Source organism: Caballeronia sp. LZ065 (assembly GCF_031450975.1).
Lineage (GTDB): Bacteria > Pseudomonadota > Gammaproteobacteria > Burkholderiales > Burkholderiaceae > Caballeronia.
Map to the genome: position 1 here is coordinate 146,298 of NZ_JARUXV010000003.1, position 14,247 is coordinate 160,544.

Here is a 14,247-nt window from a genome sequence, read left to right on the forward strand (position 1 = left end):
TCAGTCGAGCGTCTTGCCGCGCGTTTCCGGCATGCGCGCATAGACGATGCAGCCCAGCACGCACACGGCGGCCACGTAGATCCACAGGTAATCGACGATGCCGGCGTTCGCCATCGCGGTGACGATGGTGGGCAGCGTGCCGCCGAAGAGCGCTGCCGAGAGCGCATAGGGCAGCGCGACGCCGGTGGCGCGGACGTGCGCCGGGAACTGTTCGGCCATCACGGTGGCGCAGGTCGCGGCGAACCCGGACGAAAGCAGCATGCCGAGCGTGACGATGACGGTCGCGCTCCAGTAGTCGTTCGAGAGGAAGTGCAGCGCGGGCCACGCGAACAGCGCGGAACCCGCTGCGAACACGAGCAGCACGGGCTTGCGGCCGATGCGGTCCGACAGCATGCCGAGCAGCGGAATCGCGACGAGCGACACGACAATCGACACCACGCTGGCACTGAAGGCATCGCGCAGCGGCAGGCCGCGCATGTGGGCGAGGGTCGGAAACAGCACGAGCCACAGATAGATGCAGAGGTTGCCCGCCATGGCGATACCGATCACGCGCAGCGCCGCGCGCCGATGCTCGCGGATGATCGTGACGAACGGATGCCGCGTGTGCTGCCGGGCGGATGCGGTCTTCTTGAAGGCATCGGTTTCGGCGACGGCGAGGCGCACCCACAGCGCCACGAAACCCATCAGGCCCGCGATCGCGAAGCCGATGCGCCAGCCCCACGCGGCCATCGCGGGGGCGTCGATGATCGACGTGAGCAGCGCGCCGATGGAGGCCGCCACGAGCACGCCCGCGTTGACCGCGAAGTGCTGCCACGAGCCCGCGAAGCCGCGTCGCGCGGGCGCCGCCGATTCCATCAGGAAGGTCGAAGCCGAGCCGAACTCGCCGCCGGCTGCGAAGCCCTGAACGAGCCGCGCGGCGACCAGCACGAGCGGCGCCGCGACGCCGATCGACGCATGGCCCGGACACAGGGCGATCACGAGCGAACTGCCCGCCATCAGCGCGACCGAGAGCGCGAGGCCGTTCTTGCGGCCGTGCCGGTCGGCATAGGCGCCGAGCAGCGCGCCGCCGATGGGCCGCATCACGAAGCCGACCGCGAACACGGCGAAGGCCGCGAGCAGCGCGATGCCGGGGTTATGCGCGGGAAAGAACTGCCGCGAGAACAACGACGCGAAGGTCGCGTAGATGATCCAGTCCGTGAACTCGACGATGGTGCCCAGCGTGGCCGCGACGATCGCTTTTTTCTGCGTTCGGTTAAGCGGCGTCGCGGCGGGCTCCGCGACTTGGGGCAAGGTGGTGTGCATGGCGGCGTCTCCGTTTGGGTATGTGTTGGACGCATCCTAGGTTCGGCCCGCCGCGCACTCAAACGACATTTTTTGCGCTGTCGATTGACTTTCTCTCAATCGAAAACGCCATCACGAAAACTCAATCAAGCGCGCAAAAAATGTCGTTTGAGCGCATGACAGGCCGCAGCCTACGATCGGGGCATTCGTTCAAGGAGACAGCAATGAATGCTTCAACAAACGAGGTCGCCATCGTGACGGGCGGCGCGAAGGGAATCGGCTTCGGTATCGCACAGGGACTGGCGCGCGACGGCAGGCGCATCGCGCTGTTCGACCGCGATCGTGCGGCGCTCGACGAGGCGGCCACGACGCTCGATGCGGCCGGCGTCGACGTCATGGCGCTGGCCGTCGACGTGACCAACGGCGACTCGGTCCGGCAAGCCGTGGAGAGCGTGATGGAACGCCATGGACGCATCGACGTGCTGGTGAACAACGCGGGCATCGTGCGCGACAAGCGCATCACCCGCATGAGCGACGACGACTGGGACGCCGTGATCGACGTCAATCTCAAGTCGCAGTTTCTGTGCTGCCGCGCGGTGCTCGGACACATGAGCGCGGCGCGTCATGGGCGCATCGTCAACATCTCGTCGCGTGCATGGCTCGGCGGCGTGGGGCAGGTGAACTATTCGGCGGCGAAGGGGGGCGTCGTGAGTCTCACGCGCAGTCTCGCGCTCGAATGGGCGCGCGACTGCGTGACCGTCAATGCAGTGGCGCCCGGTATCGTCGATACGCCGCTGTTCCAGGCCTTCGATCCCGCGCTTCAGGAGAAGCTGAAGCAGTCGGTGCCGGTGCAGCGTATCGGCACGCCGGAGGACATCGCCGAGGCCGTGCGCTTCTTTGCGCGGCGCGAGGCGTCGTACATCACCGGCCAGACGCTCTACGTGTGCGGCGGGCGCTCGCTGGCGTCGCCAAGCGTTTGAGACACGGAGGCCATCATGACGATTCGCTATAGCGTGTCCGCGCACGTCGCCACGCTGACACTCGACCGCCCCGAAGCGCTCAATGCGCTCGATCTCGATACGCTCGTCGAACTGCGCGCGCGTCTCGCCAATGCCCGCGACGACGATGACGTGCGCGTGATCGTGATCACCGGCGCGGGGACGAAGTCGTTCTGTGTCGGCGCGGATCTCAAGCGCAGCTTGCCGCCTTCGACCTCGTTCGGCGCGTCCTTCGTGAAGCCGCTCGAACGCGCCGGCGCGGAAGGCATCTACGTGCGCCTGATGGAACTCGGCTCGCTGCGCATCTTCAAGCCGCTGATCGCCGCGATCAACGGCTATTGCCTCGGCGGCGGCCTCGAACTGGCGCTGCAATGCGATCTGCGCATCGCGTCGACGAGCGCGGTGTTCGGCTTGCCGGAAGCGGTGGTCGCCAGCATTCCCGGTGTGTGCGGCATCCAGGCGCTGCAACGCGCCGTGCCGTCCGCCATCGCGATGAAGATGCTGCTCACCGGCGGCAGGATCGACGCGGCCTATGCGCATCGAGTCGGTCTCGTAAGCGACCTGACGGAACCCGAGGCGCTTCTGGAAGAGAGCCTGCAACTCGCGCGGACGATCGCCGCGAACGGACCGCTCGCCGTGCAGATGATCAAGAAGGTCATCGAGACCAGCGCCAACGTGCCGCTGGCGCAGGCGCTCGAATTCACGGAGATGGCGTGGGGCGCGCTGCGCGATTCGGAAGACCGCATAGAGGGGCGCAAGGCGTTCGCCGAAAAGCGCGCGCCGCGCTATGCCGGACGCTGATGCGTCAGCTTTGCGCGTCGTCGCCGCTGGACAGCAGCCAGGTGCGGAACGCGGCGAACTCCGGACTCGAAAGATGGGCGGGCGGATAGATCAGGTAGTAGGTGAACGCGCCGAGATCGAGCACGAACGAAAACGGCATGACAAGCGTGCCCGCGCGCAGTTGATCGGCGACCAGCACGCGCTGCGCCATCGCGATGCCATGCCCCTGCGTCGCGGCGAAGTACGCAAGGATCGAGCTTTCGTAGGAGAGCCCGCCCAGCGGATTCACGCCGCGCACGCCGGCCGCGTCGAGCCACTTGGCCCAGTCCTCCGGACGCGCGAGCGAATGCAAGAGCGGCACGTGACGCAGCGCTTCGGGCGTGGCGTCGTCGAGGTCCGGATGCGCGCGCAGGAACGCCGGGCTGCATACCGGCACCAGTTCGTTCGGTACCAACCGGTCGAAGCCGAACTCGGAGGACGGCGCGTGGGAAAGGCGGATCGCGGCATCGACGTCCTCGGTGTTGAAGTCCACCGGCTGCAACGAGGTGGTCAGACTCACTTCGATATCCGGATGGTCGCGATGAAACGTCGACAGGCGCGGCAGCAGCCAGTTCATCGAGAACGTTGTATAGGCGCGGATCTTGAGCGTGCGTCGCCGCCGCGCCTCGGTGAGATTCACGGTCGCGGTGCGCAGCGTTTCGAAGCTGCGTATGACGTCGGCGAGATAGCGCGAACCCATGGGCGTCAGCGTGATCGCGCGATGACCCCGCTCGAACAGCAGCACGCCGAGCTGGTCTTCCAGCAGCTTGATCTGGCGGCTGACGGCGGCAGGCGTGACGTTCAGCTCGTCGGCGGCGAGCTGGATGCTGAGCAGCCTTCCGCAGACTTCGAAGGCGCGCAGGGCGTTGAGTGACGGAAGGGTTCGCATCGAAAAATGGTAGCAATGTGCGCGCGGGCGCGCCAGCCGTGAAGACACGGAGAAGGAGACGATCATGCTGGACGGTTTGCGGGTTCTCGCGCGCGGCGCGCGCGATGCGGTGCGCTTGTGCGCGGTCCTGCTCGAACAGGCGGGCGCGTGTGTCGAGTTCGACGGCGCCGATGGGACGGGTTACGACGTCATCGTGGTTTCGTCGGATAGCGGCGAGACGGACGGCGTTGCTGGATGGAAGGCAGGGGGCGCGCACATCGTGTGCGATATCACCGCGACCGGACCGCAGGATTCGCGCGCCGGCACGTCGTGGACCGACGCGCAGATCCAGGCGATGAGCGGCCTGATGGACACCACCGGTTTCACGCAGGGCGCGCCGGTGCGGATCGGCATTCCGCTGACGGAGATTTCGGCGGCGCTGTACGCGGCGGCGGCGATTGCAGCAGCGGTGCGCGTGAAGCGGCTGGGCGGCGGGGTGCAGAACATCGATGTCACGTTGAGCGGCTGTGCGGCCAACGCGCTCACCACGTTCCTGCCCGCGGCCTTTGCGCGCCGCACGGCGGGACGCGTGGGCAACCGGCATCCGGCGAGCGCGCCGTGGAACGCGTATCGCACGCGCGACGGCTGGATTCTCATCTGCACCAGCACGGATGAGCAGTGGCGCAAGCTCAGGTTGGCCGCGAACATGCCGCCGCTCGACGACGCGCGCTTCGCGACGCTCGCGGGCCGCGTGCTTTACGTCGACGAACTCGACGCGCTGCTCGAAACCTGGACCATGACGCTCGACACCGACGCGTGCGTGCGTGTGTGCGAGCGTATCGGCGTGGCGGCGGGACCGATTACCGGCATGCACGAGCTGGCGGCCGAGCCGAATTTCCGCCTGCGTCACGCGGAGGCGGCACGGGCTATCGATACGGCGGGCGTCGATGCGCAGACGTATCGGCGGGTGCCGGTCTTCGCGGCGTCGCGATTGAGCGAGGCGCGCGGCATCGCACGGCCGGAGCGGTCCGCAAGCGGCAATACGGCGCCGCTCGCGGGCGTGAAGGTGATCGAGATCGGTCAGTACACGACGGCGCCACTCGTCGGCAAGCATCTGGCGGCGCTCGGCGCGGATGTCGTGAAAATCGAGCCGCCCGATGGCGAAGCCGCGCGCGCATGGGCGCCGGGACAAGGCGGCACGAGCTATTTCTTCGCGCTGAACAACACGGACAAGCAGACGCTCGCGCTCGATCTCAAGCAGGACAGCGACCGCGCTCACTTGCGTGAACTGCTTGCGGACGCCGACGTGCTCGTCGAAAACCTGCGGCCCGGCGCGCTCGCCAAACTCGGCTTCACGCGCGAGACGCTCGGCGCCATCAATCCGGCGCTCGTTTATTGCTCGATCTCGGGTTTCGGGATGAGGTCGGCGTATCCGTCGCGGCCCGCATTCGACACGGTCATCCAGGCGATGAGCGCCCTGATGGACCTGACCCGCAGCGACGGCGTACCGGTCAAGATCGGCGCGTCGGGCGCGGACATTCTCGGCGGCCAGGCCGCGTTGTTCGCGATCCTCGCACGGCTCGCGGGGCGGGCATCCGGTACGGGCGCATTCATCGAAATCTCGATGCAGGACGTCGCTGCGTGGTGCGCGTTGTTCGCGGCGGGCCGTTCGCCCGTGCATGGCGAAGTGCTCGCCTGTCTGGACGGCCATGTCTGGATCGAACGCGAAGCCTCGGATGCCGAGCGCTCAATGTGCGCCGCGCTGCCGAAGGCGCTGGCCGCGCAGCAGATGGCGTGCGCCGTGCCGGTGGTGCGCGTCGACGAATTGCTGCAGGACGGCAACTTTCTCGCCGACGTGCTCTCCGCCGCGCGCGATGAGCACGGCGCGTTCTGGCCGGTGCTGAAGCCGCCTTATCGACTGACGAAGACGCCTGCCTGCGTGCGCGCCATTCCGGGCGCGCCGCGTCATGTGAGCAACGTCAACCCCGTCCCGCCAGCGCCAGCACGCGTTCCAGTTCCGGAAGATCGACCGGCTTGACGAGATGCGCGTCGAAGCCCGCAGCGCGGGTGCGCGCGCGGTCTTCATCCGAGCCGAGGCCGGTCATCGCCGCGACGACCACGCGCGCGCCTTCGTCGCGCATGCGGCGGATCACGTCGAAACCCGTCAGACCGGGCATCGAGAGATCGAGCAGCACGACCTGCGGCCGCTCCGTCCCGAACGAAGCCAGCGCCTCGGACCCGTCGTAGGCAGGACGCGCGCGATGGCCGAGCATGTCCACGAGCAGCGTCATGCTGTCGGCGGAGTCGCGGTTGTCGTCGACCACGAGCACGTCGAGCTGACGCGTCGCGGCTGTGCCGGGCGTCGTGCTCGCGGGCGCGCCCGCGGCCGGCGGCTCCGCGAGTGGCAGCCACAGCGAGAACGCGCTGCCCTGGCCCGTGCCGCCGCTCTTCGCTTCCACATGCCCGCCGTGCAGCTCCGCGATCGCCCGCACGAGCGTCAGGCCGATGCCCAGTCCGCCTTCGTCCGGATGCGCGCCCGGCGGATGTTCCTGCACGAACAGGTCGAACACGATGGCGAGCGCTTCCGGTGAAATGCCGCGTCCGTGGTCGATCACGCGCACCATCACCGAGCCGCCGCGCGGGCCCACTTCGAGCGTGATGGTCGAGGCGGGCGGGCTGAACTTCGATGCGTTGTTGAGCAGATTGTTGAGCGCCTGCACGAGGCGCGTGGGATCGCCGTTGACGTAAAGCGGCTGCCCGCTGTCCTTCACGACGATGCGCTGGCCGCGTGCGTCGATCAGCGGCTGGCTGGCCTCGACGCTCAGATGCACGACCGTGGCGATGTCGATGAGGTCGGTGCTGAGGCGGATCTTGCCCGAGCTCACGCGGCCTGCTTCGAGGAGATCGTCGACGAGCCGCGTCAGGTGCGCGAGCTGCCGGTCGACGATCTGGCGGCTGCGGATCACTTCTTCGTCGCTGGTGGCCTTGAGCTTCAGGATACTGACCGCGTTGCGGATGGGCGCGAGCGGATTACGTAACTCGTGGCCCAGCAGCGCGAGGAATTCATTCATGCGCCGGCTCGACGCCTCCAGTTCCTCCAGCCGCCGCCGCGCCGTCATGTCGCGCGTGATCTTGACGAAACTTCGTTCGCCACCCGAACCGTTCGGCAGCGCGCTCAACATCACGTGCGCCCAGAATTCCGAGCCGTCGCGGCGGATGTGCCAGTCTTCATGTTCCACCCGGCCGCGTTCGGCGGCCAGCACGAGGTCGTCCATGGGACGGTCGCGGCCGTGTTCGTCCGATGTGTAGAACAGCGCGAAATGCCGGCCGATCGCCTCGTTGGCCGTGAAGCCGTAGATGGCGCGCGCGCCCTCGTTCCACGAGCGCACGTAGCCGTTCTGGTCGAGCATGCAGATGGCGTAATCGCTGACCGAATCGATCAGCAGCCGCAGGCGCTCGTTTGCCTCGCTCGCGCGCCGCCGGTCGGTGATGTCGTGCACGAAGCAGGCGAACTGGCGCTGGCCTTCGTACCAGACTTCGCTGATGGTCAGTTCGGCGGCGAATTCGCTGCCGTCGCGGCGCAGCGCGGGCAACTCGACGCGCCGGTTGATCATGCGCGCCTCGCCGGTGGCGAGATAGCGCGTGAGCCCGGCACGGTGCCCGTCGCGCAGACGTTCCGGCACGATCAGCGCCGCCAGCTCCCGGCCCGCCGCTTCGTGCGCCTTCCAGCCGAACAGCAGTGCGGCGGCCCCGTTCCAGTCGACGATCATGCCCGCTTCGTCCATCGACACGAATGCAACGTGGGCGTTGTCGAGCACGGTCTGGCGGCGGCGCATGGCGTCGGCGAGTTTCTTTTCGTATTCGAGCCGCAGCGACGACTCCACCGTGAGATCCGCCGCGACGCTCGCGTTTTCCTTGAGCAGCTTGCGATTTTCCTGTGCGATGTCCTCGCGCGCGATGGTCTCCGCGATGCATGCGCAAAACGCATTCAGAATGCTGATGTCGGACGCGCCGAAGAAATCCGTTTGTCCGGAAATCAGTTTCAGGACGGCGACCGAACGGCTTTCGTAGATGACCGGCGCGACGACCATCGACACCGCGCCGACGGCTTTGCAGGCGGCGCGATCCACGCGATGATCCGTGGCCGTATCGCGGCAGACAAGCGCCTGCTGCCGTGTGATGCACAAGCCGGACAGGCTCCCGGCGGTGGGCAGGCGCACGCCGATGTGCGCGGCCGCCGCGCCGCTCGCCGCCTGGTAGACGAGTTCCTCGCCCTCAATCCATTCCACCACCGCCGATGCGACGCCTGCGACTTCCCTCAAGGTATCCGTGACTTTCTGCAGATAGGCGGACAGCGGCAGCCGCGAATGCGCGAGGCTGGCGAAGGTGGCGAACCAGCGCTGGAAATGCGCCTGACGCCCGTCTTCTGCCGTGTTGCGCGTTTCTGAAGTCGATGCCTCGGATTGAGTCCGCATGAGCTGAATATCCAATCGATGATTCGCGACGGTAATCGCGAAAGTATCGTGGGGGTTTAAACAGATAATCAGACCAATTGGAACACAAAACGGCAGCCAAACGTTTGCTCTTTCAGGGTTTTTATTAAAGGTGAATCGGAACCGGACATTCTCGAAAATAATCGAGGCGCTTGCATGCCCCTATTTCTGAATGCCCGCGTCGAGACCCTTTTATTCGGTCGCCCATTGTGCCCATTGTTGCGCGCATTCGGCCGCGAAATCGCGATAGGTACGGGGCTTACGTCCGAGCAGATGGGAAAAACGTTCAATTTCATGCGCGTTCGCCACTGCGCCGTCCTGCTGGTAACGCTGCATCATGAGCCGCATGTCATAGGCGAGCCAATCAGGTCCAGCGCCTTTCATCCGTGTCTCGAGCGCGTCGAGGTCGTCGCCGCCGTAGCGGATCTCACGATGCAGCGCGGAGCTCCAGATAGCCGCGATGCTGTCCGCCGTCAGCGCATCTGGTCCGACGAGCTCGTAAGCGACGCGCGGCAGCGGTTCCGCGCTGCGTTCGCGCCGCAGCAGTTCCCGCGCGGCGGCGTCGCCGATATCGCGCACATCGACCATCGAAATGCCTTTTGCGCCGATCGGCATGCCGTAGACGCCGTGCTTCACCAGCGCCTCCTTCATGCGCGCGTCGTTCTGCATGAAGTACGCGGGGCGCAGGACGGTCGCGGGCAGGCCAACCTGTTCGATCATGCGTTCCACCGCGTGCTTGCTCGTGAAATGCGGCACGTCCGCATACGCCTCGCCCTTGAACACCGACAGGTACACGATGCCTCGCACACCGGCCTCGCGCGCAATGCTCAGCGCCTGCAATGCCTGCGTGAGTTCGTCTGCCGCGTTGGGCGCGAGCAGGAAGAGGGTGTCGACGTCCTGCAATGCGTCGCGCAGCCCGCCGATATCGCCGAGTTCGCCCTTTGTGGATTCCACTCCGACGGGGAACTGCGCCCGCTCCGGCGAGCGCGTCAACGCCCGCACGCTCGCGCCGCTGCCTTGAAGATGGCTGAGAACCTGGGTGCCGATCACGCCGGTGCTGCCCGTCACGAGAATGGTCATGTCGAAGCTCCTTACTGATTGGGTTGGGACGCTGCTACGATAATCGTTCCGAGTCGGCATCGATAGACCTCGGTTCGAGACGCTTCGTCTCGTCAATGGAACGGACATGGACCTGATCGCACTCGTTGACTTCAATGCCGTCGCGCTGCACGGTGGTTTTGGTCCGGCGGCGCGCCAGACCGGCCGGCCGAAGGCCACGTTGTCGCGGCACGTCGCCGAGCTGGAGCTGAGTCTGGGCGTGCGGCTGATCGAGCGCGGGGCGCGCACGCTGCGCCTCACCGAAGAGGGCCGGGCGCTGCATGAACGCACGCGCGGCCTGCTGGCCGAGATCGACGACGCCGGCGCCGCGCTCGCCGCGCGCGCGCCCGTGCCGCGCGGACGCTTGCGCGTGAGCGCGCCGATCGTGTTCGCGCACGTGAAGTTGCCGGGCGTGGCGGCGCGCTTCGCGCGGGCCTATCCGCAGGTCGAACTGGAGATCGTGGCTGAGGATCGCGTGGCGGATCCCGTGCAGGACGGCTATGACCTCGTGATCCGAGTCAATCCAGACGCCGATGAATGGCTCGTCGGACGCTGCGTCGCGACCGACCGGCGCGCGCTCGTCGCGCCGCGCGGCTTCGTGACGGAACCGGACGCGGCGACACTGCCTGCGGTGGTGCTGGCGCGCACGGCGCACGAAGCGTGGCGGATCGAGCAACCGGATGGCGGCGCGCGCGCGATCAAGCCCGAACCGGTGTTGCGGCTGTCATCGTTGCTGATGGCGCGTGAGGCCGTGCTCCAGGGCGTGGGGGCGGCGTTGCTGCCGGGCATGCTCGTCGAATCCGACCTGGCGGCGGGCCGCCTCGACCTGCTTGGATATGAGGCGGGAGCGCCCGTGGAGCTTTGGGTGCTCTATAGTTCGCGGCGTCTGTTGAGCGCAAAGGTTCGCGCGTTCATCGACGTGTTGAAAGCGGGTCAGGACGCTTGAGTTTGCGTCTTGTGAGCAGTGGTGTAGCGCTTTGAATTTGATCAAAGCAGTGTGATCCGGATTAATGATGCTTATCGGCATTGATTAATTCGGATACCTGTTCTTGACAGCGTGCGCACTCTGAAGAATTAAGAATAGTCGCGTTCAAACGCAGGCAGTCTCGGGGATACATTGACAGTCGGTCGAATACGCAATCCGCGTGTTCCGCTCCAGATCGATTGTCGAGGTTTCATTGTGTCGAATGCCGGGTTACTGAATAGTGGAATGCTTGAGCGCGGCGCGGCGGACATTGCCGGGGCGGCGCTCGGCTCGAAGCGCACGATTACGCTGAGCGGGGCGGCGCTGCCTGTGGCTGCGACGGGTGAACCTGCTTTGCGCTTGCGGTCGATCAATGGCGAGGAAGCGCTTTCCCGGCTGTATGCCTACACCATCGAGTGCGCCACACCGCTCAATTCGGTGATGCCGGATCTGGCAGCGGCGAATCTCGACCGGAACGCGATGATCGGCAAGGAGCTGACCGTGTCCATCGAACTGGAGGGCATGGGGCTTGGCAGCGTGGTGAATATCGGCGCGGGCGTGCGCGAGATCAGCGGCCTCGTCACGCATGCGGATTACGTGAGCCAGTCTGACCGGCAAAGCCTCTATCGGCTCGTCCTGCAACCCTGGCTGGTGCTGCTCGAACAGCGCTCCGACTACCGGATCTTCCAGCGCAAGACCGTGGTGGAAATCATCGAGGAGGTGTTCGAGAACTACCTGTACTCGTATGAAATGCGGCTGTCGGAATCCTATCCGGTGCTGGACTACCAGGTTCAGTATGGCGAAACGGATTTCGAGTTCGTCCAGCGGCTGATGGCGGAGCACGGCATCTACTGGTTTTTCGAGCACAGCCAGTCTTTTCATCGCATGGTGCTGGTGGATCAGGTGGGGGCGCATCGGCCTGTCCAGAGCGCGGCGTATCAGACGCTGCCGTACTTTCCTCCGGGGCACAAGACCGACGCCGAGCACATCAGCAAGTTCGAAGTCAACGGCAGTCTGCAACCGGGGCGCGTCACCACCAACGACTTCGATTTCAAGAAGCCGCGCGCCACACTGATCAAGCAGAACGAGCTGCCGCTGGAGACCGATCACAACCGTCTGGAGCGCTACGAGTGGCCGGGCGACTACACCGATCCCTCACACGGTGAACAGTTCGCGCGGTTGCGCATGGAGGAGTGGCGCGCGCAGGGAGAACGGGCTTCCGGGTCGGGCAATGTGCGCGATATCGTCTGCGGGACAACCTTCACGCTTGAAGGCTTTCCGCACGAGGCGGCGAACCGGGAATATCTGGTCATCGCATCGAAGGTCATCGCTTCGGAACCGGACCAAACGAGCAACTCGGGCCACTATCTGTTTGTGGCCTCATTCGTCGTGCAGCCGGCTACGGTCGCGTATCGACCTTCGCGCAAGGACTATCCCAAGCCGCGCACCAGCGGCCCGCAGACCGCCATCGTCACGGGACCGGCCGGCCAGGAAATCTGGACGGATCAATACGGCCGGGTGAAGCTGAGTTTTCACTGGGACCGCTCGGGCGTGAAGGACCAGAACTCGTCGTGCTGGGTGCGCGTGTCGTATCCCTGGGCAGGCGGCGGCTATGGCGGCGTGAATATTCCGCGTATTGGAAGCGAGGTGATCGTCGACTTTGAAAACGGCGATCCGGACCGGCCGATCGTCGTGGGACGGGTCTATAACGCAGAGTCGATGCCGCCTTGGCCGCTGCCGGCCAACGCGACGCAGAGCGGAATGCTGTCCCGCTCGATGAAAGGGGGTGTCGAAACTGCGAACGGCATCCGCATGGAGGACAAGCAGGGCGGCGAGGAACTCTGGGTGCAAGCCCAGAAGGACATGAACACGACGGTCAAGAACAACGAGACGCACAAGGTGGCGGCGGATCGCGAGAAGTCGGTGGGCGGAAACGAGACCACCACGGTCACCGGCACCCGCACCGAGACCGTGACGAAGGACGAGACGATCACGCTCAAGGCCAACCGCAAGCGAGAGGTGACGGATAACGACACGTTGACCATCGGCGGAGACCAGAAAACCGACATCACCGGCAAGCAGACGCACACGGTCAACAAGGATCGTGAATCGACTGTCGTGGGCATGGATACCTTCACGGTTAGCAAGAATCGCACGGCCAAGGTCATCGGCACGGAGCATGAAACGGTTCATCTGGCCAAGACGTCGATATTTGAAAACGACCACACGGTGACCGTCACCGGGCATCAGAAGATCAGTGTCGGAAAAGGTCGGGACGTTCTGGTTACGGGTGACCTGCTGGTCACGTCCACGACGAAGATCACACTGCAGTGCGGCGCGTCCAGCATCACGATGAAGAAGGACGGCACCATCACGATATCGGGCGTCAAGATTACATCGACTGGCTCGAGCAGTCATGCAATCAACGGCTCGACCGTCACGTTCGACGGCTCGACCATCACCAGTAGCGCAACGGGCGAACACACGGTTCAGGGCGCCAAGCTGAAGCTCAATCCTTGATGCCCGCGCCATGCAAGACTGGAAACCCACCAATCCGGTAGAGCGCCGGCTGATGGCCGCGCATGATGACTGGCTTCGCTTCGCCCAAAACCCCGGCGCGCGTTTGCTCTACTGGCATGCCAGTCCGGCCGATGTCGAACTGCTGAAGACCTTCTTTCAGGGGCAACGGGAACTGTCGAATGCCGTGCTGGAATTGAGCGCGCCGTTCGAAGACGCGGATCAATACGTCACTGCGCTGACCGAAGAAGTCATGCGGTTCTATGACGAGCGACGTGAAGGGTCTGCGACGTCGGGCATCGTCGCTGACTGGCAGCCTCCCGTGAGGAATCGTGAGCCGGCGGCGGCTTATTTTCTCGCGATGCTTGGCAGTCTGATGCGGCATCACCCGGATGTGTTTCCCGGCGTGGTGCTCGTGCTCGTTCCTGAGCGCGTCAACAAACCCAAAGCGTTCGAGGCATGTCTCGAAAAACTGGTGCTCTTGCTGGAGGGCTCCTACGCCGAACTGTCGCGGCGGCTCAGGTTGGCGCTCTACGGATCCGAGCCGACCTTGCTCGACGGATTCGCGCAACGGCAAGCTCATGCCGTGCACGTGATCCATGGACGTTATCAGATGGATGCGTTGCCTAGGGAACTCGCCGCACAATCGGGCGAGCGCGGAGCGTCGGGGCAGTTCAGGCGGCTGTTCGTCGAACTCTCGGAAAGCCTGTCACACGAGGATCCTGCGCGCCTCGAACGCCTGCGTGCGGCCGCGCTTGCGGTAAGCAACGGCCGTCAATGGTTCGATCAGAGTGCGACCGTGCATTTGCTGGCGGGCTCGGCGTATCTCAAATGGGATGACGCCGAGCGGGCGTTGCATGCGTATCGCGAAGCAGCTGCTTCCGGGCAGCAGGCCCGCGCAGTGGCGGCTCCCGCTGGGAACACGCTCGTGCTCAACGGCTTGTTCGGCGAAGCGAGCGTGCATGTCATGGGCGAGCGCTATCTCGATGCCGCGCGCTGCTACGCCGGCGCGGCGCCGTATGCGCAGGCGGAGAACGACGCCATCATGCTGGTCGAGGCCTATCGAATGCAGGCGTGGTGTCTCGATCGCAAGCGCGAACGCGCGGCGGCGCTCGAAGCAAGCTTCAACGCCCTGAACGCCGGCATGGGCATCGATCCGGCATTACGCGCGAACAGCAACCTGCAACTCGTGGTCGCCTGGATGCTGGC

Annotated in this window: 10 protein-coding genes; 6 read left to right on the forward strand and 4 right to left on the reverse strand. The window is 65.3% G+C overall.

The features are described 5' to 3' along the window. A complete protein-coding gene (locus QCE63_RS21010; RefSeq protein ID WP_309835730.1) occupies positions 1 to 1,302 on the reverse strand; it encodes an MFS transporter in 1,302 nt (433 codons plus the stop codon). 203 nt (positions 1,303 to 1,505) lie between these two features. Here QCE63_RS21010 and QCE63_RS21015 point away from each other — a divergent pair, with 203 nt between their 5' ends. Next, positions 1,506 to 2,261: an SDR family NAD(P)-dependent oxidoreductase gene (locus QCE63_RS21015; RefSeq protein ID WP_309835731.1), complete on the forward strand. Its 756-nt coding sequence runs from the start codon at positions 1,506 to 1,508 to the stop codon at positions 2,259 to 2,261. 15 nt (positions 2,262 to 2,276) lie between these two features. Then, on the forward strand, positions 2,277 to 3,080 hold the full coding sequence (locus tag QCE63_RS21020) for an enoyl-CoA hydratase-related protein (protein WP_309835734.1): 804 nt from the start codon (positions 2,277 to 2,279) through the stop codon (positions 3,078 to 3,080). A 4-nt stretch (positions 3,081 to 3,084) separates the two neighbouring features. On the opposite strand, the gene QCE63_RS21025 is transcribed toward QCE63_RS21020, so the two are convergent. Further along, positions 3,085 to 3,987: a LysR substrate-binding domain-containing protein gene (locus tag QCE63_RS21025; RefSeq protein ID WP_309835736.1), complete on the reverse strand. Its 903-nt coding sequence runs from the start codon at positions 3,985 to 3,987 to the stop codon at positions 3,085 to 3,087. Between the two features lie 64 nt (positions 3,988 to 4,051). Here QCE63_RS21025 and QCE63_RS21030 point away from each other — a divergent pair, with 64 nt between their 5' ends. Next, on the forward strand, positions 4,052 to 6,004 hold the full coding sequence (locus QCE63_RS21030) for a CoA transferase (protein ID WP_309835737.1): 1,953 nt from the start codon (positions 4,052 to 4,054) through the stop codon (positions 6,002 to 6,004). On the opposite strand, the gene QCE63_RS21035 is transcribed toward QCE63_RS21030, so the two are convergent. Both QCE63_RS21035 and QCE63_RS21040 read right to left on the reverse strand, forming a co-directional pair. Then, positions 5,946 to 8,441 carry a PAS domain S-box protein gene (locus QCE63_RS21035; protein ID WP_309835738.1) on the reverse strand — a complete coding sequence of 832 codons (2,496 nt, stop codon included), beginning with the start codon at positions 8,439 to 8,441 and terminating at the stop codon, positions 5,946 to 5,948. The two genes, QCE63_RS21030 and QCE63_RS21035, sit on opposite strands and share 59 nt — an antisense overlap. 210 nt (positions 8,442 to 8,651) lie before the next feature. Further along, on the reverse strand, positions 8,652 to 9,539 hold the full coding sequence (locus QCE63_RS21040; RefSeq protein WP_309835739.1) for an NmrA family NAD(P)-binding protein: 888 nt from the start codon (positions 9,537 to 9,539) through the stop codon (positions 8,652 to 8,654). A 106-nt stretch (positions 9,540 to 9,645) separates the two neighbouring features. Between QCE63_RS21040 and QCE63_RS21045 the strand changes: the two genes are divergently transcribed. The 3 genes from QCE63_RS21045 to QCE63_RS21055 all read left to right on the forward strand — a co-directional run. Then, the gene (locus QCE63_RS21045; protein ID WP_309835741.1) at positions 9,646 to 10,503 is read left to right on the forward strand and encodes a LysR family transcriptional regulator; all 858 of its coding nucleotides are present in this window, start codon (positions 9,646 to 9,648) and stop codon (positions 10,501 to 10,503) included. 264 nt (positions 10,504 to 10,767) lie between these two features. Next, complete coding sequence (locus tag QCE63_RS21050; RefSeq protein ID WP_309835743.1) at positions 10,768 to 13,041, forward strand: type VI secretion system tip protein TssI/VgrG; 2,274 nt, start codon at positions 10,768 to 10,770, stop codon at positions 13,039 to 13,041. 10 nt (positions 13,042 to 13,051) lie between these two features. Further along, a partial coding sequence (locus tag QCE63_RS21055) for a hypothetical protein (protein ID WP_309835745.1) occupies positions 13,052 to 14,247 on the forward strand: 1,196 nt, incomplete at its 3' end.

Excerpts from the sequence above, each read along its gene's own strand:
- QCE63_RS21010 (WP_309835730.1), bottom strand. The coding sequence starts at position 1,302 with ATGCACACCACCTTGCCCCAAGTCGCGGAGCCCGCCGCGACGCCGCTT.
- QCE63_RS21015 (WP_309835731.1), top strand. The coding sequence starts at position 1,506 with ATGAATGCTTCAACAAACGAGGTCGCCATCGTGACGGGCGGCGCGAAG.
- QCE63_RS21020 (WP_309835734.1), top strand. The coding sequence starts at position 2,277 with ATGACGATTCGCTATAGCGTGTCCGCGCACGTCGCCACGCTGACACTC.
- QCE63_RS21025 (WP_309835736.1), bottom strand. The coding sequence starts at position 3,987 with ATGCGAACCCTTCCGTCACTCAACGCCCTGCGCGCCTTCGAAGTCTGC.
- QCE63_RS21030 (WP_309835737.1), top strand. The coding sequence starts at position 4,052 with ATGCTGGACGGTTTGCGGGTTCTCGCGCGCGGCGCGCGCGATGCGGTG.
- QCE63_RS21035 (WP_309835738.1), bottom strand. The coding sequence starts at position 8,441 with ATGCGGACTCAATCCGAGGCATCGACTTCAGAAACGCGCAACACGGCA.
- QCE63_RS21040 (WP_309835739.1), bottom strand. The coding sequence starts at position 9,539 with ATGACCATTCTCGTGACGGGCAGCACCGGCGTGATCGGCACCCAGGTT.
- QCE63_RS21045 (WP_309835741.1), top strand. The coding sequence starts at position 9,646 with ATGGACCTGATCGCACTCGTTGACTTCAATGCCGTCGCGCTGCACGGT.
- QCE63_RS21050 (WP_309835743.1), top strand. The coding sequence starts at position 10,768 with ATGCTTGAGCGCGGCGCGGCGGACATTGCCGGGGCGGCGCTCGGCTCG.